Raw genomic sequence first — 22370 nt, 5'->3', positions numbered from 1 at the left:
AGTCGAACTATTATTGTGTAGGTATATGTTTTCTTAAAATATTTTATTTCCTTTTTTGGAACATTTGGCATTGAGATTCAATACCATTTCGAAGTTGTTTAAGGATATTTATTGTGCTTGACAAGTAGTTTAAGTATGGTGTTTTATCATAAATAGAATACTTTTCATTAGGGTTTTCAAGAATTTTATTTGCCTGAATTTTAAATTCGCTTATTTCTGTAGCTAACTGATGTTCTAATTTGAACATTTTTAGTTCTTCATCAATTCTTGCAAGAAATCCGTCTGGATTTAAAATAAAGTATTTTTTCCGATCCCCCGGTTTTGTGAAAAAATCTATATATTCTATTTTATGTAGCGTTTTTAAATTAGTGGATACCGTACTTTTACTAGCATCAAGAAAAGTAACCAATTCGTCGAAAGTAGTTCCATTTTCCTTATTAATTAGTAGTGTTGCAAAAATACGGGCAGCTATGGGAGCTAACTTATCTTGTTTCTCCATAAAAAGGCCATATCTTTCTACTAATAATTTTTTTTTAATCTCTAATTCTTGTTTATTTTTCATATTTCTTAAACTTACTGCGCAAAGATATACTTAGTTCGGTTAGTTCCGAACTAAAAAATGTTAAAAAAAATAAAATTTATTTGTGCAATCGTTAGAAAAATAAAAAACAAGAAAAACGAGTATAATGAATAGGAGTGAAGTACTATTTTTTAAGAAAAGTATTAATTAAATCTATAAACGATTGTCTGTAAATTTGGCCAATAGGAATTTTTTGTTCTTGAATTTGTATTTGATTCCCTTCTATGGAGTCAATTAAATCAAGTGAAATAATAAAAGATTTATGTACTCTGGGGAATCTATTTTCCGGAAGTAAGTCTACCATTTTTTTTATTGTGAGCTTACTTATAATAATTTTCGATTTTGTATGAATCTTTATGTAATCGCCAAGTCCTTCAATGTATTTAATATCCTCAAAATTTAATTTTATAGTTTTTTTATCGGCTTTTATAAAAATGAAATTTTGAGCAGTATACTCTGTTTTTTCTTGTGTAACAAGGGGATGGTTATTTCTTATTTGAAGTTTTTCTTCAATTTTTGATATTGCTTTTATAAAACGTGGAAATGGAATTGGCTTGTGTAGATAATCAATAACATCTAATTCGTAAGCATCAACAGCATATTCTCTGTAAGCAGTTGTGATTACAACTATTGGAGGGTTTTTTAAACTTTCTAAAAAGTTCAGACCCGTAAGTTTAGGCATGTTAATATCTAGAAACATTGCATCAATTGTTTGGGTGCGTAAAATTTCCATTGCCTCTAATGCATTTTTACATGATTTAATCAGTTTTACATGAGGAATATCTGTAATGTATTTTTCCAATATTTTACGGGCATGAATTTCATCGTCTACAATTATGCAATTAATTTTCATTGTTGTTATTTAAAATTATACTAACAATAGTTTTATAGGTTTGATTCTCTTGTAACACTTCAAAGCTGTGTTTATTCGGATAGAGTAAATTTAGTCGTTTTCTTACATTTTCAATTCCTAATCCGCTATGTTTTTTATTTGTTGTTTCATAATAATCTAAGGGATTGGTAATTTCCAGCAATATTTTATTCTTACTAAATTGTAAGTCGATATTAATTTCAGATTTTTCTAATTCATTTGAAATTCCATGTTTAAATGCATTTTCTATCAAAGGAATAAAAAGTAATGGTGGAATTTTATAGAGCTGATTTTCACCAGAAATATTTAGTTTTATATTAGCCGTATCTTCAACTCTTAATGCTTCAAGTTCTATGTAATTTTTTATAAATTGAGTTTCTTTTTCCAGGTTTACCTTTTCATCTTTACATTCATAAAGCATATAACTAAGTAACTGACTAAGTTTTAATATCATTTCGGGAGTTTTGTTTGAATCGTACAAACTCATTGAATAAATATTATTTAGTGTATTGAATAAAAAATGAGGATTCACCTGAGCTTTTAACAAACTCAATTCAGCTGCCAATTGTTTTTGGGTATTTTCTGTAAATCGCAAATTTTCATCTTTTAACTTAATCCATTCCTTTACAAAATGAAACAATGTGCTTGATAAAACAAATAAATTTGTTTTAAAAGTATTCATCATGATGATTTTTGTGGTACTCATCCGGATAAACATTTTGAACTCCAAATCTGGAAAATAATAAAATATGAAACTTAGAGTTGTGATTGTAAAAATTTCGCTTAGAATAAAGGCAAATAGATATTTTCCATACTTGCCAGTATTCCAAAAATGTGGAATTAAAACCCTTAAATTAAAATAAACTAGAAATGCTGTAAATGTATTTCTAATACCTTCGAATAGTATTTCTCTTGGGATTTGTTCAGGCTTTAGTTCATTAAATCGACCTAGTTCTAGCAACAAAAAAACTAACCAGAAAGAAAGGTGTTGAACCCATCGTATTGTGAAAATATGATATAATCTGTCTTTTAAATTCATTCTTATTTAGTTTGATACAGCTAAAGAACAAAATTATCTTAATAGATCAACTAATTATCGATAAACTCATAAATTCTGCTTGTGAACACAAGTTATTTTACGGGTAAACCAAATGATCTGCAGTTTTTCTTTTGTTGCAGTTAAATTAGGGCTGTTAGTCGATATAATTTATTTTTTAAAGCTCCTAAGCATATTATTGCAAAAGATTCTAAAACAGTATTGTCATGTTAAAAAGAAAAAGTATCCTTTTAGGAATAGGTGTAATAATTGTAACAATGGTTCTTGCCTTTGTATTTGCAGGTATGAAAAAAGCTCCTAAAGAGAGAGAGGTTGTTGCAAAAGAAATAATTGTTCCGGTACAAAGTATAAAAAATAGTAAAATTGATTTAGAGCTTTCTGTTGTAGGTAATTTAGAAGCTAGAGATAAAGTGGAAGTATATGCCGAGGTTTCAGGTATTCTTAAATCTTCGAAGAAACAATTTTTGGAAGGCGTTCGTTTTTCAAAAGGAGAGAATCTAATATCAATTCAGGATGATACTTACAAAGCTGAAGTTTATTCTACGCGAAGTAGTTTTATGACTGAGATTGCTTCTGTGTTACCAGATTTAAAATTCGATTATCCTGAAAGTTATTCGGCTTGGGAAAAATACCTGCAGGAGTTCGATGTGGAAAAGAAGTTAGCCCCAATTCCTGATGCAAAAAACGATAAAGAGAAATATTATTTGGCAGGTAAGAATATCTATACAACTTATTATAACATTAAAAGTTTAGAAGAACAGTTGGATAAATATACGATTTCTGCTCCTTTTACAGGAGAAATTATCGAGTCGAATATTAAGCCGGGAACTTTGGTTATGAGTGGACAAAAACTTGGAGAATTTGTTAATACAGATGCTTACGATTTGGTTGTGGGTATCGACTTAAATAATCTTGCCGGAATTAAAGTGGGTAATAAAGTAAATGTTTACTCAAACAACACAAATGGAAATTGGTCTGGGTCGGTTCGCCGTATTAGTAAAAAGGTTGATACTGAAACACAAATGGTGAATGTTTATATTGCTATTTTGGGTAGTGACTTGAAAGAAGGAATGTTTTTAAATGCTGATATTCAATTAAAAAGAGACGTATTTGGTATCGAAATTCCTCGTAAACTTTTGGTGGATTCGGAGTATGTTTTTACAGTTAGTAAAGGAATCATTAATCAGCAAAAAGTTTCTATTGTTCAAAAGAAAGAAGATGCAGTTGTTATTGAAGGCTTGCAAGATGGAGTTCAACTTGTGTTGAAAACTTCAGGAATTCACAAAGGAATATCTGTAAGTGCACGCGAACAATAAATTTTTTGAATTTAGAGAAGTTCAGATATACCTGACGATCATTAGAAAAATATAGTATGAAATCATTAATAAATTACTTTTTAAAATATCCTTTCGCAGGAAATCTGCTGGCAGGAGTATTTGTTTTACTTGGAATTTTTGGATTGTATTCACTAAACTCCTCGGTGATGCCGCAAATTGACCCGGGAATGCTTAGTGTAACTGCAAGTTATCCTGGTGCTTCGCCCGAAGAAGTGGAAAAAGGGGTTGCCTTAAAAATTGAAGATAATTTAAAGGGAATTAGTGGAGTCGAGAAGGTTACTTCATCATCTACTGAGAGTGCATGTTCTATTTCTGTAGAATTGGAATCTGGATACGATCCTAATGTTGCATTGCAGGATGTGAAAAATGCGGTTGATGGAATTAGTTCATTTCCGGCAGCTGTAGAGAATATCAGCGTATCGAAAAAAGAATTTACCATTCTTGCTATTTCAATGGCTTTAAGTGGCAATATCAATTTAAAAGATTTGAAGACTTATGCTCGCGCAATAGAGAACGATTTAAGAGCAATTGATGGGATTTCGCAGGTAGATTTGTATGGTTTCCCCGACGAAGAAATTGAAGTTAGTGTTAACGAGGATGCGTTAAAAGCATACAACATCACTATAGATGAGATTTATAGCGCAGTAGCTGCAGCAAATATAGAGCAAACAGGAGGAACCATTCGTGGTGAAGACGAAGAGTTGAGAATTCGTGTACGCGAAAAGCAATATTATGCCGAAGGTTTTAAAGATATTGTTGTTCGATCGCAAGAGAATGGTGGTACTATTTTGTTAGGCGATTTAGCTGTTGTAACTGACAAGTGGAACGAAACGCCAAACCGTATTTATATTGATAAAAATCCGGCAGTAAAAATTTCTATTACACAAACTTCTCGTGAGGATATTTTATACATATCCGAAGCAATAAAAAAGTATATCGTAACATATAATAAGCAACATGAAACGGTGCAGTTATCTGTGCTTCAGGATAACTCTTCATCAATTAAAGTGATGCAGAAAATCTTAGCCGATAATGGCATTGTAGGTTTTATACTTGTTTTACTGTTTCTGTCTCTCTTCTTAAATCATCGCCTTTCTTTTTGGGTTGCTATAGGTATTCCAATTTCGTTTATGGGGATGTTTATGATTGCAGGAATGTACGGACTTACTTTAAACCGAATTTCTTTATTCGGGATGATTATTGTTATTGGAATTTTGGTGGATGATGGAATTGTTATTTGTGAAAATATATTTCAGCACTACGAAAGGGGGAAATCGGCGCTGCAAGCCGGTATTGATGGAACCTTAGAGGTAATGCCTGCCGTATTTTCGGCTGTACTTACTACCATTGTGGCTTTTTCTGCCTTTTTCTTTATTGATGGTGTTATGGGAGAGTTCTTTTTAGAGCTGGCTTTTGTAGTAATTTTTGCTCTGGCATTTTCTTTAATTGAGGCATTCCTGATTTTACCTGCGCATGTGGTGCATTCGAAAGCACTTCGGGCGGATAAAAAAGAATCGAAAATTGAGAGAATATCATTAAAGGCTGTTACCTACTTAAGAAGATGGACTTATGAACCTTTAATACGTTTTTGTTTGAATAACAAATTGGTAACAGTAGGTTTTGCTATCGGTTTATTTGCCATGACTATTGGTGGATTAAGAGGAGGAATTATCAGAACCGGAGACAGTTCGGTTGATAATAAGGACTATATAGATGTAGAGCTGGAAATGCCTGCAGGAACGCCTGAAAGCGAAACTCTTAGTTACATGCTACGAATTGAAGATGCAGCAATTGAAGTGGGAAAAGAGTGGCAAGATAAGAGTTATACAGGAGAACCTGTTATTAAAGGAACGGGACTTAATATTACTGCTTCAAATGTTGGGAAACTTAGAGTTTATTTATTAGGCACACAGGATAGAAGTTTTTTATCAACTGAATTTAGTAGTTTACTGAAAGATAAGGTTGGAGAAATCCCTCAAGCTCAACTTCTTAGTTATACTCAGGAAAGTCATTTTGGAAAAGCAGTATCTGTTTCTTTACAGAGTAGTAACTTGGAAGATTTATATCAAGCTAAAAATGAATTCAAAGCCAAACTTTCTAAAATGGAGGGATTGATGAATGTTTTGGATAACGATGAGCTTGGAATGCGTGAAGTAAAACTGAAATTAAAAAAGAGTGCTTATAAGTTGGGCTTAACACAAAGCAGTCTTTCCAGTCAAGTAAGATCAGGTTTTTACGGAAAAGAAGTTCAGCGTTTACAACGTGGAATTGATGTGATAAAAGTTTGGGTACGTTACCCAAAAGATGAACGTTCGTCGGTAGGAAATCTTGAAAATATGAGAATCAGAACTTCTGATGGAGGAGAGTACTATTTAAAAGACGTTGCTGAGATAATTTATGAACGAAATTTAGTTCAGATCAATCACCTGGAAGGACAAAGAGAAATAACGGTTGAAGCTGATGCTGCAAATGAAAGTGTTAATATGACGGAAATAAACAATGAAATTGAAGATCATATTTTACCTGATTTAAAAGCAAAATACCCAGGACTGAGATTCCGATATGGTGGACATGCAGAAAACTTGCAAAAAGCTAAAGATTCGGGTATTTTGATTGCTCCGATTATTTTGGTTCTATTATTTGCCATTGTAATCTTTACATTCCGCTCCTTTTCTCAAACGCTGTTAATTTTTGCCCTTGTACCTCTAGGATTTATTGGCGTAGGATGGGGACACTGGCTTCATGCATCTGCTCTTGATATGCCGTCTTATTTGGGAATGGTTGCATTAATGGGAGTTATGGTGAATGATTCAATCGTACTTATCAGTACTTTTAATGAGCAGTTGAAAATCGGAAAAGACTTTATGACTGCCATTTACGATGCAAGTGTATCAAGATTCAGACCCATTGTGTTAACATCTTTAACAACTATTGTAGGTATTGCTCCACTAATTATTTCGAATGAACCAGAAGCAAAAATGGTAATTCCTATGGCAATTGCTATGGCTTATGGCTTGGCTACGGCCACCTTCTTAAACCTTTTGTTGTTGCCTGTATTACTGGTAGGAGTCAATTCTTTAAAATGTAAAGTTAAATGGCTAACTACTGGTGTAATGCCTTCAAGAGAGAGTGTAGAGACAGCTGTTCAGGAACTTAATCAATAATGTTGATTAGAAATTTAGAGGTAATAAAAATGACCTTAAAATGAAAAAATAAACAGATGAAAAATAAGCTGATAATAATAATTGTAATTTTAATGATATCGTTTTTTAAACTTGAAGCTCAGGAAGCTTTAACTTTAGAAACAGCCGTGCAAATTGCATTGAATAATAATTTAAATATTAAGGTGGCAAAAAATGATGCTGAAGTAAGTGCAAACAATGCTACCAAAGGAAATGCGGGTTTGCTGCCAAATTTAAATGCCAGTGGTGGTGTTAATTATTCAGAACATAGTAGCGATGAAGTGAGCTCGTCGGGAGCCTTGAACTTTTCTTATACTTTGTTTGATGGTTTTGGAGGAAAATATAATTATCAAATTTTAAACCTTCAAAAAGAACAGGGCGGCCTTATGGCAAGATATAACATTGAGAATACCATTTCGAGTGTGATTTCCGGATTTTACCAATTGAGTAAAGCTTATGACGATTTTGAAAGTGCAATGAAAAATCTGGAAATATCAAAAGAGCGCTTGTTAAGAAGCGAATCGAAATATGAATTTGGAAATATCAATAAACTCGAGGTTTTAAATGCTAAAGTAGATTTTAACAGCGATAGTACCTCATATCTTCAAACTCAGCAAAGTTATGAGGAAGCAAGTCGCGAAATGAATGTTTTGTTGGGAAGAAAAGCCGAAACGAAATTTCAGTTAGTACCCGATGGTTCAGAATTTCAGGTGTTTAGTTTGCTTGGTCTGAAAAAAGAAACCTTAGAGAAAAATGCAGAATATTTAATAGCGGCAAATCAATTGCGCCAAAAAGAAACTGAGGTTAAAGAAACAAAATCAGGACAGTTGCCAAGTGTGAGTTTGAATTCTTCCTATTCTTATTATGAAAATGAAATTGCAGGAACCAATTCAAATACACAATTAACAGGAGGAGTAACTGTGAGTTTTAACATATTCGATGGTAAGCGCAAGAAAACACAAATTGCCAATGCAAAAATTGAGAAATTAAATTCTGAACTTGAATATCAAAATACAGAATTGGAACTGGAAAAAGAACTGGTAAATGCTTACGCTGATTATCAATACAACCTTAAAATTTTATCATTACAGGAGGATGCTTTGGAAGCTGCGCAGCTAAATTTCGACCAAACCAAAGAGTATTACAATTTAGGTCAGGTAACATCAACAACATTTCGTGAAGCGCAACAAAATCTGATCGAAGCCAGAAATAGTAAGTCTTCAGCTCGTTACGATGCAAAATTATCGGAGGTTACAATTAAGAAAATTAGCGGAACCTTGTTGAAATAATGACAAACACAGATGTAAATAAAAGCACTAAACTACTGTTTATTAGTAGATAAAAACGCCTTGTTTGGTAACCGAAGTTATTGTAGTGGGTACTTCGGTTTCCCGTCTTTCTTTATTGAGAGACGGGTTTTTTTATGCAATCAGTTTTACTTAGTCTTTTATATTCTGAGCAAATGATTAATTTTACTCATCAATTAATCATTAACCAAAAGTAGATGTCTCAAAGTAGAAACAAAAACCACGAATATTTTATATGGGAAACTCATGGAATTCATGCCGGAACAGGCAATGATCATGTTAAACATGGGGTTGATGAATTCGAAAAGATTACCGAACTGGCTATTGAAAAAGCTCATCCTAATATAACATTTATAATTCACACACCACGTTTAACACGCTTTCGGTATGCTGCCGAAAAACGTTTAGGTGTTAAGTTTATTCGTGGCGATAATGCATATTTTAATTATCCCAGTCAAATTGATAAGCTGAAACAAAAATATGGAGATAAAATAAACATAAGATTTGGAATTGAATTGGAATGGCTGGGGCCTGATTTAGGCATGCAATGGAACAGATCAAAAATTTTTCAGGCTCAAAATGCCGATTTTGTAATTGGCTCACTGCATTTTTCTAAAGAAGGAATCCCTTATGATGGATCAATTGAGGAAGCAAATCAGTTAATAAAATTACGGGGGGGAGTAGAAAATTACTGGGCCGGATACATAGAAGAATTAATTGAAATGGTCGATTCTTCATGGGAAATGATACAAGTTGTTGGTCATATAGATTTGCCCAAATTATTTGTGCCAATGCCTAAAGCTTTAATAGAACTCGATACTTCTGATCATATTTTAGCACGTCGCATGCGCTTTCTACTGGAAATGATTAGTGAATATAATTTGGCATTAGATGTAAATCTGGCAGGAATTAATAAAGGTTGTGGCATTTACCCCGATTTAAGTATTCTGCAAAGAGCAAAACATCTTGATATTCCAATAGCCTTAGGAACCGATACTCATAGCTTGCAGAATTTGGGAAATCATTATGAAGAAGGAGTTAAATTTGCCTATAAGGCAGGATACAAGCACTATTTAAGTTTCTCGAAATGCATACCAGAAAAGCGTCCATTAAGAAATACAGGTTTTAAAGAGGACAAATATAAAGTAATGAATCTGGGGATTGAAATGCTCAATTTAAGATTTGAAGATCGAAAACAAAGGCGAATTCCTAAATTTTCTTTCGGTGGATCGTTTCGTACCTTTCTCGAGCATCATAAAAGTTCAACATCTTTAGGCGATTTTGACGCTATTCGAATTCGTAAAGGAAATAAGTCGGTTAGCATTAGCCATACTTTACCAGTACATCAAAAAGAAAGACAAAAAGGACTATTTTCTCATCATAAAGATGAACCAGGAGTTTTGTCAATGATATTTAATGCTTTGGCCTCCGAAGAAATTAATGTGGAAACAGCTCATCTTAACTCGAATAATGATGGTACTGCAACTGCATTTCTAACCCTTTCGGGTGATGATAATGGTATTCGTGAAGCTGTAGAATTTGTTGAAGGAACCGGGGGCAATAGTTTCATTGAAATAAGAGTGGGAGATAATCTTGACATTCCTGACCTCAAAAAGGCAGACAATTATCTTCTCGAAGTTGATGGAGTTAATTTGCCAATAGCAATAAGCGAACAGATGATTTTATCGGTACACAACAACTCTTCAGGAGTATTATTAATTCTACTTTCGGCCCTGGCATCGCAAAATATCAATGTTCTCGATCTACGCTTAGGACACCGCGGAAATAAAGGTTATGCAATTTTAGGAATAGAAGGAGAAAAGCGAAAAGTAGGTGATGTAATTGGCAAATTAGGGCCACAATTTTTTGAAACTACACATTTAAACTTATCTGAGTAAATATATATAATAAGTATTGTAAATTGGGAAAAGCAGGAGTAAACAGGAATGCAATTATTCAGCAAATTATTGATTTCTACAAATTACAGCCAGGAATATCGGATGATGATTTGGTTAAAATAGAAGAGTATTTACTTGTTATGAGTTCTTTGGTAATTAATACTCTTGAGGAACTCGAAGAAGTGAAAAATGAAGATTTGCAGGAAAATTTTACAGATTTATTTGATGCATTAAATTCGTATGTAATCTCGGTAAACGATCAAATGAAAAAAATATTTCCAGATAATAATCTGAATATTAATCCGCTTTTCTACGATGACAAATGTATGTTACATTCTATTCAGATCATAGAATATCTTAAAAATATAAATCAGTCAGCACAAAATGGTATTGATTTATCAGAAGAGATTATTTTACTTGAAGAGGAATTGTATTCCGATAAATTTGGTTTAATTCTTTGCGATGCTCTTATGAATTTGGTTCTACAAATAAATTCGGAGCTTATTGTTTTGGTGGAGGAATTAGTGTAGTGTTTTAATAAAATGTCCTATCGTATGTTGATTTAGTAGTCTTACCGTTAATGGTTTTTCCGATTCCAGATCTTTTATCATCTCAAAAGATTGTGAAGCAAGAAATTCAATGGCATCATCCATACTTGTCCATTGCGAAAGAACAATTAATTCGTTTTCTTTTTTTGGAGTTTGATAAATATTACAAGAAAGTTCACCTCCAATTTTTCGGTATTCCCAAAACTTGTTGAAGGCCTTTTTCCAGGAAACAATATTTTTTGTTGGCTGTTTTAAAAGTATATAAACCATTTTCTTTCTCTTAATATAAATCAAAAATAATTAAAATAGTTGAAGTCTTCAGAGTAAATTGATAACACGATAAAAATACAGGATGATTAGATCTTTTTTTTATTTTAACAAGAAAATCAGACCGATATATTTAAAAAAAATTAATCTTTTAAGTCAATTCTATTTTAGTTAATATTAAAATTATTGTACTTACTATTTACAAAGCATCAATAGGATTTAAAAATTTAAACTGATAGCCAGTTTTGCTAATCAATTTTTCCGGACTAATAATTTTAAACTGATCTAGTGAATTTATGAATTCTGGTAAATCGAATCCTTCTCGTTTTGCAGCTTGTAAGTAAAAATCGCTTTTTTTAGGATGCTGCGGACAACAAGCATTGTAAATATCATTCCAATAATTATTTTTAATGATATGATGGATTATACCAATGCAATCGTCGCGATGAATTAAGTTAACAGGAGCCTGGCCGCCTTTAATTTGTTTTTTACCGGCAAAAAATCGACCAGGTTTACGATCATAACCAAATAATCCTCCAAATCGAATTATAGTCGTTCGAAATGATTTTTCTTTAAGAAAAAGATCTTCAGCAATTCGAAGTGCTCTTCCCGTTTTCGATTCAGGAATTATAACATCAGTTTCATCAAGCGAAGAGTTGCTGTTGGCGTAAACCGAGGTAGAACTTATAAATATCACATTCTCTATCGGGGTGCCTTTTATTTCTTTTAATAGCGATACAATTTGCTGACTGTGGTAATCAATAATATCATCTCTACCTTTGGCTGGGAAATTCACAATTAAAGTTTTAGAATTAAAAAAACTTTTGTCGTAATTAATATTAATGTGAGGGTTGAGCTGAATTTGATAAGGAGTAATTCCTAAGTTTTTAAGTTGCTTAAATTTTTCTTTTTTTCGTACCGAAGCATTAATAAAATAGTGATTTTTAATGAGAAATTCAGATAAGGGTAATCCTAGCCAACCACATCCAAGTATTCCAATTGTATTTTCTGTTTTTTTCATATCTAAAATGTAAAATTACCTAACTTAAAACTTATATTTATTTTAAATGAATAAATATATGAATAGTAGTAAAATTATTAAACTGCTTTCGATTATTTTGGCATTTAAGATATTAAAATCCTTTTAGGGTTTTTATTGTTTTCATAATAATTAAAGTGCTAAGCAAATACACTTATACTTATCGAAAATGGTCGGTTTTTTGAATAAATACTGTTATATTTGGCCCTGGCTCTGGTATTGTAAATATAAAGTACAAGAGTAAATCGGAAAACAAATTGCGTTTTTATGTCAAAAGAAATTCGTGAAAACCTACAAAAATTACTTGTTGTAGGAATAAGCTATAGAAAATCAGCTTTAGATGTTAGGGGATTGTTCTCTTTAACATCTGATGATCAGGAGAAAATACTGAAAGAAGCTAAGGAGAATGCACTCGATAGTATGGTTATTTTATCGACGTGTAATCGTACTGAGATATATGCTCATTCATCGCAACTGGATCTGATTATTGATTTGTTTTTAAAATACTGCAAAGGGAGTCGCGAAGACTTTAGCAATAACGGTTATACACTTTTTGGAAATGAATGTATTCAGCACCTTTTTAGGGTAACTTCAGGTTTGGACTCTCAAATTATAGGAGATTTCCAAATTGTTGGACAAGTAAAAGATGCTGTTCATAAATCAGAAAAATTTGGAATGGTAAATGCATTTCAAAACAGACTTTTTTCATTTGTTTTTCAGGCAAGTAAAAAAATTAAAAATACCACAGAAATAAGCAAAGGTGCTGCCTCGGTAGCTCATGCTGCAGTTCAATACATTAAAGATAAAGTAAGTACGCTTGAATCTAGTAATTTCCTTTTGTATGGAACAGGAGATATCGGAAAAGATACCTGTGAGAATTTACTGAAACACATGAATAATCGTTCGCTTACACTGGTGAACAGAACAATTGAAAAAGCCGAAGCTCTGGCAAATAAATTCGATATTAAGTACGAAACCGTTGAGAAGTTATCGCAGGAAATTAATAAGGCCGAGGTTATTATCGTTGCAACAGGTGCTCCTAAACCTACAGTTACACTAGATCATTTAGAAAAAGCAGAATCGTGTAAGCTTATTTTAGATCTTTCGGTGCCTCGAAATGTTGATTGTGCCATTGATAATTTAGATCATGTTTTGGTTATTACGGTTGATGAATTATCAAAACACATTTCAAAATCTATAGAGCAAAGGAAAGCATGTATCCCCGATGCCGAAAAAATAATTCAATCTTTCATTGGTGAGTTTTATGCCTGGCTGGAAGTGAAATATTTATCACCTGTTATAGTCGCTTTAAAAGAAAATCTCCATAAAGTACAGCAAAAAGAATTGGATTATCACAAAAATAAATTGAGTGATGAGGAACTAAAAAAAGTTGAACACATTACCAATAATATTGTGAATAAAATTGCACGTGCATGTATCAATCACCTTAAAGATCATCACAAACAGCAATCTAGTCCAATGGAAACATTAAATATGATATTTAAAGATATGGATTCGTGAAGCCCTTAGAAGCTTTCGATAAAAAGCTGTATAAACCTGGTTTTATATGGCTTTTTTATTCCATAATTATTAGAATATAAACAAGCAGAGATACAAGCTTTATGTCCGTTCAAAAAAAAATAGTAGTCGCTACTCGCCCAAGTTTGCTAGCATATACGCAAACTCAACAAACAGTTGATTTATTGCAAAAAGCAAATCCTGATGTAGAATTCGAAATAAAGAAATTTAGTACCAAGGGAGATCGGGTTTTAAACCGTTCGTTAACAGAGTTTGGTGGAACCGGATTGTTTGTAAAAGAATTAGAACATGCCATGCTCGAAGGAGAAGCAGATATCGCAGTTCATAGCCTTAAAGATGTTCCTAGTTTTCACCCGGAAGGATTAAAATTGGGATCCTTTCCTCAGCGCGAAGATGTTAGAGATGTATTTCTAAGCCGAAATGCTCAAACCATAGAAAATATGCCACAGGGTTTTGTGTTGGGAACAGGAAGCCCACGCAGAAAAGTACAAATGGCTGCTTTACGTTCCGATATTAAATTTAAAGAAATTAGAGGCAATATCGATTCACGAATACAGAAAATGATTGATGGAGAGTACGATGCGATTATTTTGGCAGCAGCAGGAATGAATCGTTTGGGTAAGACGTATGATGAGAAATTACTTTTAGATGTAGATCAGAGTATTCCTGCAATTGGGCAAGGAGCAATTGCCATAGAATGCAGAGCTGATGATAAGCAAACCATCCAAATTATAGAAAAAGTAAATCATAAACCTACCATGCAGGCAGTATTGGCCGAAAGGGCTTTTATGGCCGAAATAGAAGGAGGTTGTAAGTTTCCATTAGCAGCTCATGCTCTTGTGTTGGATAATGTACTTACAATGATTGCTATTGTGGGTGATGTTAAAACCAACGAATATATTGTTGAACAGATTGAGGTGGGTGTAGCAGAATCGGTAAATAAGGCTAAAGAATTGGCTGTGAAAATGAAGGCCATTTGTAAAGACAAAGGAATTAATTTTTATCTTTAACAGTTAAAAGATAAAATTCAAATATTATATTAAAAAATTACAAAATACATACACTATGAGTTTACGTCCACTTTTTCCGGAAACACGAATGAGAAGATTGCGTTACAGTAAAGTTGTGCGCAATATGGTTGCAGAAACATCAATTTCTGTAAACGATCTAATTATGCCACTTTTTGTTTGTCCGGGAGAGAAAGTTAAAAATCCTATTAAAAGTATGCCAGGTAACGATCAGTTGTCTGTAGATTTATTAGTCGAAAAATGTGGAGACTTGCTTAAATCGGGAGTAAAATCAGTTTTACTTTTTGGAATTCCCGAATCGAAAGATGAAGATGGTACCGTAGCAACTCACGATCATAGTATTGTTCAGCAGGCAATTCGTGCAATAAAAGCAAAATATCCTCAAATGTATATTATTGCTGATATTTGTAACTGCGAGTATACTACTCATGGCCACTGTGGAACCATTGTCGATGGAGATGTTGATAATGATCAAACATTGGTTACTTTAGCTGCTCAGGCTGTTTCGATGGCAAAAGCAGGTGTTGATATGGTAGCTCCTTCGGATATGATGGATGGTAGAATTGGATACATGAGAAAAGCATTGGACGAAAATTGTTTCGAGAAACTTCCAATTATGGCTTATTCGGCAAAATATGCTTCTGGTTTTTATGGTCCTTTTAGAGATGCTGCAGATAGTGCTCCTCAATTTGGTGATCGTTCCACCTACCAAATGGATCCTAGAAATAGCGATGAAGCAATTCGCGAAGTTGAAATGGATATTGCCGAAGGTGCCGATATTGTTATGGTTAAACCTGCATTAAGTTACCTTGATGTTATTTACCGTACAAAGCACGAATTTAATATTCCTGTTGCTGCATATAATGTAAGTGGAGAGTTTTCTATGGTAAAAGCTGCAGGAGAAAAAGACTGGATTGATGCTGAGCGCGTAATGATGGAAATAATGACTTCTATTAAAAGAGCGGGTGCTGATATTATTATCACTTATCACGCTCAGGAAGTAGCCGAAATTTTAAACAAGAGATAAATATAAGTTTTCTGTTATTAGTTTTCAATTGCCCGCTTTTTAAGCGATTTAATTTTGACAACTGATAACTTCTGATAACTGATAACTAAGAATATGACAAATTCAATATTTCTGGATACCATTAATGGCATTAAGCGAGAGCGACCACCTGTGTGGTTCATGCGTCAGGCGGGGAGAGTATTACCATCCTATATGAAGTTGCGTGAAAAATACGGATTTAAAGAGATGATGGAAACTCCTAATCTGGCTGCAGAAGTAACTTTACTTCCTATTTACGATTTAGGAGTAGATGCTGCAATTTTGTTTTCAGATATCTTGGTAATTCCAGAGGCTTTAGGAATGGAGCTTAGTTTTGAAGGAAAAGGTCCAAGTTTTTCTACGGCTCTTAAAGATGTGAAAGATCCATTGACTTTTTTGAACGATAAACCTGAAAAACTAGAGCATATTTATCAGGCAATAGATCGCATTTTAGAAATTAAGCCAACTGAAATTCCATTAATTGGATTTTGTGGAGGACCTTTAACAACACTTTGTTACATGTATCAGGGATTTAGTCGAAATCAGAATTTTCCTGATTTTGTTCCTGCTATTTATCGCGATAAGGAAGTAATGAAGAAAGTGGTTGCTAAAATCACTGAAATGAGTATTCATTATGCACTAAAACAGGTAGAACATGGTGTTAAGGCTTTTCAATTGTTTGAAACACATGCAGGTTTAATTCCCGTAGAATTGTACAAAGAAGTGTTCTTACCATCGGTTAAGGCCATTTTGGGAGCTGTGCGCGAAAAAGGTGTAAAAACCATTTATCTGCCTAAAGGTTTAGGAACAGGAATCAATATGGTAAATTACGATTTATGCGATTGTATTAGTGTCGATTGGCAAATACCATTGCACGAAGTTCGTAAAATTGTAGGTGAGCAGATGATTATACAGGGAAATTTCGATCCTCGCATTTTGGAATCAACTCCCGAAGCTATCGATAGAGAATTTGAATATTATCTTAATTATGGTAGAAAAGATCACAAATGGATATTTAACTTAGGACATGGTTTGTTACCAACAATTCCGGTCGAAAATGTAAAATATTTAGTGAAAAAAGTAAAAGAAGCAGATTGGGCGCGATAAGCTCAGTAAAATATAGTAATGGAGGTGGCAGTAAAACGTCACCTCTTTTTTTGCAGATATGAAAATTTAATTCATTACATAAGGTAAAATATAAGTCTCTTTTAATTTAATCTTATTCAAAAAATCTTTGCCTGTCGAATATCCGTAAAAAGGAGCAACTCTGTATTTGTAATAATCATTATCCTCAAGACTAATCATCCAAATTAAATTTTCTTTATAATCTTTTAAAAAATCATACTCATAAGCTCCTAACTGAACAGCATAACGGTAAGGATAAGTATTTTTAGCAAGTTTATTTCTATCTCTAAAAATTGTATCTGAAATTATTTCTGTATCAGGCAACTCCATTTTTTTTATTAACCTGCAAAATTTCTGGCTTCTTTTTAGTTCCTCAAACTGAGCTAAAGCATGAGAATTTTCATTTTTAAAAAATACAGTATAATAGGTTTTTTGATTAAGTACCGGAGATGATTTAAGTGGCAGGCTGTCCTTTTTTACAACACGATCTTTTTTAGATACTAACTTGGCCTGCATTACTTCTATATTTGTTTCAGAATGCTTTCTTAAATATAGGAAGGAACAAAAAAATAGGACTAAAAGTGCAACAAAAAACCTGTAAAAAATTATTGCTCTGCTTTTTTTGCGTAACAATTTACCAAGTCTGTAGAACTCTTTTGCTACGGCATTTTCACGCAATTCTTTTCTTTCTTTTTCTGTGATTTTTTTCTTTATCATTATTAGTTCTTATTGAACTTACACGGATTTATAATGATAAGCAATTTATAAATTTTAATCGACAAATCAAGGGGAAAGTGAATTATTTAGGAATACTTGTGTTGTATGTGTAAATCTCGGAAAATACGAATTCATTAACAATGATTAAGTTCTGTAATAAGTGAAAGTAGCTAGCATATAATTGAAGTATATTTTTATATAATGGGATGAAGATTTATATTTTATGTTGAAAAACTTAGGCACTTGTTAGGAATGAATCGTAATGCTTTTTATTTTTGCACACCAAATAAATAAAATATACATTACAATGGCAGATTACACAAAAATGTGGACTGGTCTTGGTTTAGACCTTGATAATCATGATGCTTTACTTGAGAATTTAGGTGGAGCATATCAATCTATTTTCATGTCGCAAAAGCATCGTCCCGAGGCTATGGGATATTTCGATTTTGTGATGAGCGAAGCTCACGGACTCCGAATTAAGGAGCTACGAGAGGAGCAGGAAGCAGGTCGAAAGATTATTGGCTCTTTTTGTGTTTTTGTTCCCGAAGAAATTATATTAGCTGCAGGATGTACCTCGGTAGGATTGTGTTCTGGTGCCGATTTTGCTCAGGAAGAAGTAGAAAAGGTTCTGCCTCGCAACACATGTTCATTAATTAAATCATTTTTTGGCTTTAGTTTGGCTAAGGTTTGTCCATACATGGAAGTTTCCGATCTTATTGTTGGAGAAAACACCTGCGATGGTAAGAAAAAAGCTTTTGAGACTTTTAAAGAAATGGTTCCTAATTTTTACCAAATGGATATGCCTCAAAATAAGGCTCCAATGGGTAGAAAATTACTAACTCACGAGTTTAAATCTTTTCTTGCAAAGTTGGAAGAAATGACTGGTAAGAAAATTACTAAGAAAGATTTACAAGAAGGTATTGCAACTGTAAATGCTAAACGGGCCGCTTTAAGCCGATTGGCTAAATTACGTGCTGCCGATCCTTGTCCAATATCAGGATTAGATGCTTTATTAATTAATCAAATTGCATTTTTAGATAATCCAGCTCGTTTTACTGAGAAATTAAATGCGCTTTGCGACGAATTGGAAGTATTGGTGAAAGAAAAGAAAGGTGCAATAGCCAAAAATGCTCCTCGTATTCTTATTTCTGGTTGTCCTATGGCGATTCCAAATTGGAAAGTCCCTGCAATTATTGAAGCAACAGGTGCTGTTATTGTTGGCGAAGAATCTTGTATTGGCGAACGCGGACAGCGCAATACCACAGATGATTCTGCCGATACACTTGAAGGTTTAATTGATGCAGTTGTAGATCGATACTTTAAAATCGATTGTGCTGTGTTTACTCCAAATCAGGAACGTGTTGAGCACATCAAAGAAATGACTAAAAATTATAATGCTGATGGTGTAATTCATTATGGACTTCAATTTTGTCAGCCTTATATTATGGAATCATTTTCGGTTGAAAAATTATTAGAAAAAGATGGTATTTCAATAATGCGCCTGGAGACTGATTATAGTCAGGAAGATATGGGGCAGTTATCGACACGAGTAGAAGCATTTGTTGAGATCATTAAATAAAAAAAAAGATACAAAAGAACAAAGGCAGAGAAGCAAGTGAGTTTCTCTGTTTTGTTTTTCACACAAGCAATTTAAGTAATGAAACAGGCAGGTATTGATATAGGTTCCCGAAGTATTGAGTTAATTGTATTGGAGGATGGACAAATAATTCATAACAAACAAAGCGAATCGGGATATAATCCGGTGGATCGTGTTAAAGAATTAATTGCAGATATTTCTTTTGATAAAATTATGGTAACAGGATATGGCCGTGCCAGTCTAGAAATTGCTTTCGATTATCCTACTGTTACCGAGATAAAAGCCTATGGAACAGGAGCTGCCGCTATGTATCCGGGAGTTAGGGGAGTGCTCGATATTGGTGGACAAGATACTAAGGTTATTTCTCTTAATGAAAAAGGCAAAGTGCTTAAGTTTGAGATGAATGATAAGTGTGCTGCAGGTACGGGTAAGTTTTTAGAGATGATGGCCACAACGTTAGGTTACGATCAAAACTCTCTTGGACCTTCGGCTTTAGAAGGGCAGGAAGGAATAGAAATTAATAGCATGTGTGCTGTTTTTGCCGAATCGGAAGTTACTTCTCTTTTGGCTAAAGGTTGTCAGCGAGCCGATATTGCATTGGCAATTCATCAGTCTGTTTGTCGTCGTGCTGTGGGGATGATCAAACGTCAGAATTTAAACTCTCCATTAATGTTTGCAGGTGGTGTAGCCAATAATTCATGCATGGTTCATCTGTTAAGAAAAACCTTTGGTAAGGATATTATTGTTCCGGAATCACCACAGTTTGTAGGTGCCTATGGTGCGGCTGTTTTAGCAGCCCAGGAATAAAGAAATGGCTATTTTTTGCTAGTGTATCAGATCATAAATAAACCCCAAAAATCGACTTCTATTTTTGGGGTTCTATTTTGTTAGTAAAACGCTCTTTGTTACAAGTGAAGAGAGAACTTTGTCTTATTGGAAGTACTATTCTGTTGCATAGAAATAATCTACCTGTAATATTCTTTTTTCTCAAATTGTTTCAGTTTATCAATATCACGCTGAAAGCGCTCCATTAAATCTTCTGAGAACGAATTAATTAATTTCATTTCTTTGGGTTTAATTCCTTCGCTGGCTTTGGCAACAATTTTCATAGCACTTATAAATTCCTGATATTGCGGTGCTGGTCCATAAACATGGCAAAAATTTATTACTTTATTGTAGATTTCTTCAACCGACGAATTGTGCGACTCTTCAAATTCGAAAGACCATAATATTTCTTTGCCAAGAGCATGATCCTTTAGTAATTGTATTAGCCTTTCTTTTTCTTCTTTTTGAATTACCCCATCGGCTTTAGCAATTGCATAAAGTAACTCGCCGAATATTTCGTATAATTTCTCTTCTTTTCTCATTTTCCAGACTTTTAATTCGACAATAAATCTTCCTTTAGTATAAGTTACTAAAATTGAGTGAGAAATGAAGAATCTAAATTTTACTCAATAATCGAATTGTTAACTTCAATTTGCGTATCGGAATGCATTGATATAGCTGGATAAACAGGATACCAGGAACCACCAATATTGTTTTGAATTACCGAATTGTTAATTTTAATATCTCCGGAATGATCATTCGTAACAAAAAATATTGCAGATCCATGCTGCACAACTTCATTGTACTCTATTTTCGAACCTGATATATTTAAACTCATGCTGTTGCCATCGTTGTAAATAGCGCCACCGCTTCCGCCACCTGGAGTGTCCGACTGTGCCGGATTACCACCATTCCCAATGGCTTTATTATGAGAAAATAAGCTGTTTGTGATTGTCCAGGAAACACCAATACTGCTTATTGCACCTCCATTCGAGCCTGTATTTCCATAGCCTTCGGCACCTCCAAATGTACAGTTCGTCACATAAACTGGTTTGTTCTCATACTGACTAAATACTCGAACGGCACCACCTCCAACATCGGGGCCTAAATCGGCACATACATTATTAAAAAATCGACAGTTTACCATTTTCAAACGTCCGCCACGAATCCAAATTGCACCTCCACCGTCATATTCTGTTTCCGATTTGGAATTTCCATTGATAAATGTCAAGTTTTGCAGACTTAATTTTGGATGATCCTGATTTTGGCAATGCGAAGTAGTCCAATGTTGATCCTGATCGCAGGTGTTCATGTATAAAATACGGGTTTTTCCTTCACCACTTAGCGTTACCAGTCCGCCGCCATCAATTACTATTTCTTTGCTGGCATCGTTGAATATTTTCGCAGGTTCTTTTAGTTTTATGGTAATTGGTTCGGTTCCGCAATCAAAAACAATTTTCCCACCTTTGGCAACTGCATCAATAAATGCTTCGGCCGTGCAGCTTTCGGGAGTACCATCGCCAATAATCCGATCGGGCTGAGATACATCTTCGAGTCCTGCTTCGGTAGGAATGGCAGAGTCTCCATCTGGGTTTCCTGCAGCGGGTCCATTATGCGATATCTCAATTAAATCTTGACTTGGACTATCATTATCACTTGAAGAACAGTTAACTAATGAGAAGCAAATGGTGAATAATATAAGATAGTGGTAACGGTTTTTATAGCTTGTTTTAGCTTCCATTTTTGATTGATTTTGCAAGATGATATGATTTTCTTATGCTGATTGTATTAACGGCAATTAAAAATGTATAGTATATCAATCTGTAATAAAAATGAAACTTAGATGGATTAAACTTGTAGTTTCTTAAGCAATTTTCTACCTCTAGCATTAAATCCTGTGGTGCCATGAATCATACATTCTTCAATCACTAAAGCCAATTCATTTTTAATATCAGGTTCTTGTTGTGCAAAGTTGAATAGAATCTGCATGGCGTGAACTTTTACTGCTACTGCAGTTGAACTTGATAGTAAATAATCGAAACAGCAATTAATAAACTCACCAGAAAGTTTTTTGGGAAGCGGTTCAGAGCTAATAAGTTTGAGCAGCTGACGTTGTTTGCTTTCACACTTTAAGCTAGGCATAAGCTCTATTATTTTGGGGATATAAGGTCTAATCAAGTCTGGAGCTTCATCATAAACCTTATCCATCAACCAAGTTGCTCGCCAAGACCTTTCATGATCGCCTGTGGCAAATTTCCATAGTTTAGGCATGTGCTTCGGCTCTCTAGCTATTTCTTTGGCTATAAGAACAGCGGCATCTTTACCCGGGAATGTTGAAAGGATTGCTTCAAAGTCCATGAATTTATATATTTCAGTCTGTTTTTTGTCGGATAACAAATTTACGA

General features: G+C 33.8%; 20 protein-coding genes. 11 read left to right on the top strand and 9 right to left on the bottom strand.

Going from position 1 to position 22370, the window contains the following annotated elements:
• Positions 1-43: 43 nt before the first annotated feature.
• The 3 genes from ACT3CE_RS15970 to ACT3CE_RS15960 form a co-directional block, all read right to left on the bottom strand.
• Complete coding sequence (locus tag ACT3CE_RS15970) at positions 44-562, bottom strand: GbsR/MarR family transcriptional regulator (protein ID WP_444710773.1); 519 nt, start codon at positions 560-562, stop codon at positions 44-46.
• 142 nt (positions 563-704) lie between these two features.
• On the bottom strand, positions 705-1433 hold the full coding sequence (locus ACT3CE_RS15965; protein ID WP_444710772.1) for a LytR/AlgR family response regulator transcription factor: 729 nt from the start codon (positions 1431-1433) through the stop codon (positions 705-707).
• On the bottom strand, positions 1423-2157 hold the full coding sequence (locus tag ACT3CE_RS15960; RefSeq protein ID WP_444710771.1) for a sensor histidine kinase: 735 nt from the start codon (positions 2155-2157) through the stop codon (positions 1423-1425). The genes ACT3CE_RS15965 and ACT3CE_RS15960 overlap by 11 nt, the downstream gene beginning before the upstream one ends.
• A 557-nt stretch (positions 2158-2714) precedes the next feature.
• Between ACT3CE_RS15960 and ACT3CE_RS15955 the strand changes: the two genes are divergently transcribed.
• From ACT3CE_RS15955 to ACT3CE_RS15935, 5 genes are all read left to right on the top strand, one after another.
• Positions 2715-3824, top strand: coding sequence for an efflux RND transporter periplasmic adaptor subunit (locus tag ACT3CE_RS15955; RefSeq protein WP_444710770.1), 1110 nt, complete (start codon positions 2715-2717; stop codon positions 3822-3824).
• Positions 3825-3880: 56 nt separating this feature from the next.
• Complete coding sequence (locus tag ACT3CE_RS15950; RefSeq protein ID WP_444710769.1) at positions 3881-7009, top strand: efflux RND transporter permease subunit; 3129 nt, start codon at positions 3881-3883, stop codon at positions 7007-7009.
• 56 nt (positions 7010-7065) lie between these two features.
• Positions 7066-8316 (top strand): TolC family protein, encoded by a 1251-nt coding sequence (locus ACT3CE_RS15945; RefSeq protein ID WP_444710768.1) that lies wholly within the window; start codon positions 7066-7068, stop codon positions 8314-8316.
• Positions 8317-8531: 215 nt separating this feature from the next.
• A complete protein-coding gene (locus ACT3CE_RS15940; protein ID WP_444710767.1) occupies positions 8532-10232 on the top strand; it encodes a histidinol-phosphatase HisJ family protein in 1701 nt (566 codons plus the stop codon).
• 23 nt (positions 10233-10255) lie between these two features.
• Positions 10256-10762, top strand: a complete 507-nt coding sequence (locus ACT3CE_RS15935) for a hypothetical protein (protein ID WP_444710766.1) — start codon at positions 10256-10258, stop codon at positions 10760-10762.
• Here the strand turns inward: ACT3CE_RS15935 and ACT3CE_RS15930 are convergent.
• Positions 10754-11050, bottom strand: coding sequence for a hypothetical protein (locus ACT3CE_RS15930; protein WP_444710765.1), 297 nt, complete (start codon positions 11048-11050; stop codon positions 10754-10756). The genes ACT3CE_RS15935 and ACT3CE_RS15930 overlap by 9 nt on opposite strands.
• Positions 11051-11246: 196 nt before the next feature.
• Complete coding sequence (locus ACT3CE_RS15925; protein WP_444710764.1) at positions 11247-12068, bottom strand: hypothetical protein; 822 nt, start codon at positions 12066-12068, stop codon at positions 11247-11249.
• Between the two features lie 285 nt (positions 12069-12353).
• Here ACT3CE_RS15925 and hemA point away from each other — a divergent pair, with 285 nt between their 5' ends.
• From hemA to hemE, 4 genes are all read left to right on the top strand, one after another.
• Positions 12354-13607 carry a glutamyl-tRNA reductase gene (gene hemA / locus ACT3CE_RS15920; RefSeq protein WP_444710763.1) on the top strand — a complete coding sequence of 418 codons (1254 nt, stop codon included), beginning with the start codon at positions 12354-12356 and terminating at the stop codon, positions 13605-13607.
• A gap of 101 nt (positions 13608-13708) precedes the next feature.
• A complete protein-coding gene (gene hemC, locus ACT3CE_RS15915; RefSeq protein WP_444710762.1) occupies positions 13709-14635 on the top strand; it encodes a hydroxymethylbilane synthase in 927 nt (308 codons plus the stop codon).
• A 55-nt stretch (positions 14636-14690) separates the two neighbouring features.
• Positions 14691-15680: a porphobilinogen synthase gene (hemB, locus tag ACT3CE_RS15910; protein ID WP_444710761.1), complete on the top strand. Its 990-nt coding sequence runs from the start codon at positions 14691-14693 to the stop codon at positions 15678-15680.
• 93 nt (positions 15681-15773) lie between these two features.
• Entirely contained in the window at positions 15774-16805 is a 1032-nt protein-coding gene (gene hemE / locus ACT3CE_RS15905) for a uroporphyrinogen decarboxylase (protein ID WP_444710760.1), read from the top strand.
• Between the two features lie 66 nt (positions 16806-16871).
• Here the strand turns inward: hemE and ACT3CE_RS15900 are convergent, their stop codons facing one another.
• On the bottom strand, positions 16872-17540 hold the full coding sequence (locus ACT3CE_RS15900) for a hypothetical protein (protein ID WP_444710759.1): 669 nt from the start codon (positions 17538-17540) through the stop codon (positions 16872-16874).
• A gap of 307 nt (positions 17541-17847) precedes the next feature.
• Here ACT3CE_RS15900 and ACT3CE_RS15895 point away from each other — a divergent pair, with 307 nt between their 5' ends.
• Both ACT3CE_RS15895 and ACT3CE_RS15890 read left to right on the top strand, forming a co-directional pair.
• Positions 17848-19122, top strand: a complete 1275-nt coding sequence (locus ACT3CE_RS15895) for a double-cubane-cluster-containing anaerobic reductase (RefSeq protein WP_444710758.1) — start codon at positions 17848-17850, stop codon at positions 19120-19122.
• A 78-nt stretch (positions 19123-19200) separates the two neighbouring features.
• Entirely contained in the window at positions 19201-19947 is a 747-nt protein-coding gene (locus ACT3CE_RS15890) for an acyl-CoA dehydratase activase (protein WP_444710757.1), read from the top strand.
• A gap of 158 nt (positions 19948-20105) precedes the next feature.
• On the opposite strand, the gene ACT3CE_RS15885 is transcribed toward ACT3CE_RS15890, so the two are convergent.
• The 3 genes from ACT3CE_RS15885 to ACT3CE_RS15875 form a co-directional block, all read right to left on the bottom strand.
• Entirely contained in the window at positions 20106-20507 is a 402-nt protein-coding gene (locus ACT3CE_RS15885; protein ID WP_444710756.1) for a TerB family tellurite resistance protein, read from the bottom strand.
• Between the two features lie 80 nt (positions 20508-20587).
• Positions 20588-21706, bottom strand: coding sequence for a hypothetical protein (locus tag ACT3CE_RS15880; protein WP_444710755.1), 1119 nt, complete (start codon positions 21704-21706; stop codon positions 20588-20590).
• A 107-nt stretch (positions 21707-21813) separates the two neighbouring features.
• Positions 21814-22323, bottom strand: a complete 510-nt coding sequence (locus ACT3CE_RS15875; RefSeq protein WP_444710754.1) for a hypothetical protein — start codon at positions 22321-22323, stop codon at positions 21814-21816.
• Between the last annotated feature and the right edge of the window lie 47 nt (positions 22324-22370).

Source organism: Marinifilum sp. RC60d5 (genome assembly GCF_052400665.1).
Classification (GTDB): domain Bacteria; phylum Bacteroidota; class Bacteroidia; order Bacteroidales; family Marinifilaceae; genus JBQTGK01.
This window is presented reverse-complemented; position numbering and strand designations above follow the sequence as displayed.

Excerpts from the sequence above, each read along its gene's own strand:
- ACT3CE_RS15970 (WP_444710773.1), bottom strand. The coding sequence starts at position 562 with ATGAAAAATAAACAAGAATTAGAGATTAAAAAAAAATTATTAGTAGAA.
- ACT3CE_RS15965 (WP_444710772.1), bottom strand. The coding sequence starts at position 1,433 with ATGAAAATTAATTGCATAATTGTAGACGATGAAATTCATGCCCGTAAA.
- ACT3CE_RS15960 (WP_444710771.1), bottom strand. The coding sequence starts at position 2,157 with ATGAGTACCACAAAAATCATCATGATGAATACTTTTAAAACAAATTTA.
- ACT3CE_RS15955 (WP_444710770.1), top strand. The coding sequence starts at position 2,715 with ATGTTAAAAAGAAAAAGTATCCTTTTAGGAATAGGTGTAATAATTGTA.
- ACT3CE_RS15950 (WP_444710769.1), top strand. The coding sequence starts at position 3,881 with ATGAAATCATTAATAAATTACTTTTTAAAATATCCTTTCGCAGGAAAT.
- ACT3CE_RS15945 (WP_444710768.1), top strand. The coding sequence starts at position 7,066 with ATGAAAAATAAGCTGATAATAATAATTGTAATTTTAATGATATCGTTT.
- ACT3CE_RS15940 (WP_444710767.1), top strand. The coding sequence starts at position 8,532 with ATGTCTCAAAGTAGAAACAAAAACCACGAATATTTTATATGGGAAACT.
- ACT3CE_RS15930 (WP_444710765.1), bottom strand. The coding sequence starts at position 11,050 with ATGGTTTATATACTTTTAAAACAGCCAACAAAAAATATTGTTTCCTGG.
- ACT3CE_RS15925 (WP_444710764.1), bottom strand. The coding sequence starts at position 12,068 with ATGAAAAAAACAGAAAATACAATTGGAATACTTGGATGTGGTTGGCTA.
- hemA (WP_444710763.1), top strand. The coding sequence starts at position 12,354 with ATGTCAAAAGAAATTCGTGAAAACCTACAAAAATTACTTGTTGTAGGA.
- hemC (WP_444710762.1), top strand. The coding sequence starts at position 13,709 with ATGTCCGTTCAAAAAAAAATAGTAGTCGCTACTCGCCCAAGTTTGCTA.
- hemB (WP_444710761.1), top strand. The coding sequence starts at position 14,691 with ATGAGTTTACGTCCACTTTTTCCGGAAACACGAATGAGAAGATTGCGT.
- hemE (WP_444710760.1), top strand. The coding sequence starts at position 15,774 with ATGACAAATTCAATATTTCTGGATACCATTAATGGCATTAAGCGAGAG.
- ACT3CE_RS15900 (WP_444710759.1), bottom strand. The coding sequence starts at position 17,540 with ATGATAAAGAAAAAAATCACAGAAAAAGAAAGAAAAGAATTGCGTGAA.
- ACT3CE_RS15895 (WP_444710758.1), top strand. The coding sequence starts at position 17,848 with ATGGCAGATTACACAAAAATGTGGACTGGTCTTGGTTTAGACCTTGAT.
- ACT3CE_RS15890 (WP_444710757.1), top strand. The coding sequence starts at position 19,201 with ATGAAACAGGCAGGTATTGATATAGGTTCCCGAAGTATTGAGTTAATT.
- ACT3CE_RS15885 (WP_444710756.1), bottom strand. The coding sequence starts at position 20,507 with ATGAGAAAAGAAGAGAAATTATACGAAATATTCGGCGAGTTACTTTAT.
- ACT3CE_RS15880 (WP_444710755.1), bottom strand. The coding sequence starts at position 21,706 with ATGGAAGCTAAAACAAGCTATAAAAACCGTTACCACTATCTTATATTA.
- ACT3CE_RS15875 (WP_444710754.1), bottom strand. The coding sequence starts at position 22,323 with ATGGACTTTGAAGCAATCCTTTCAACATTCCCGGGTAAAGATGCCGCT.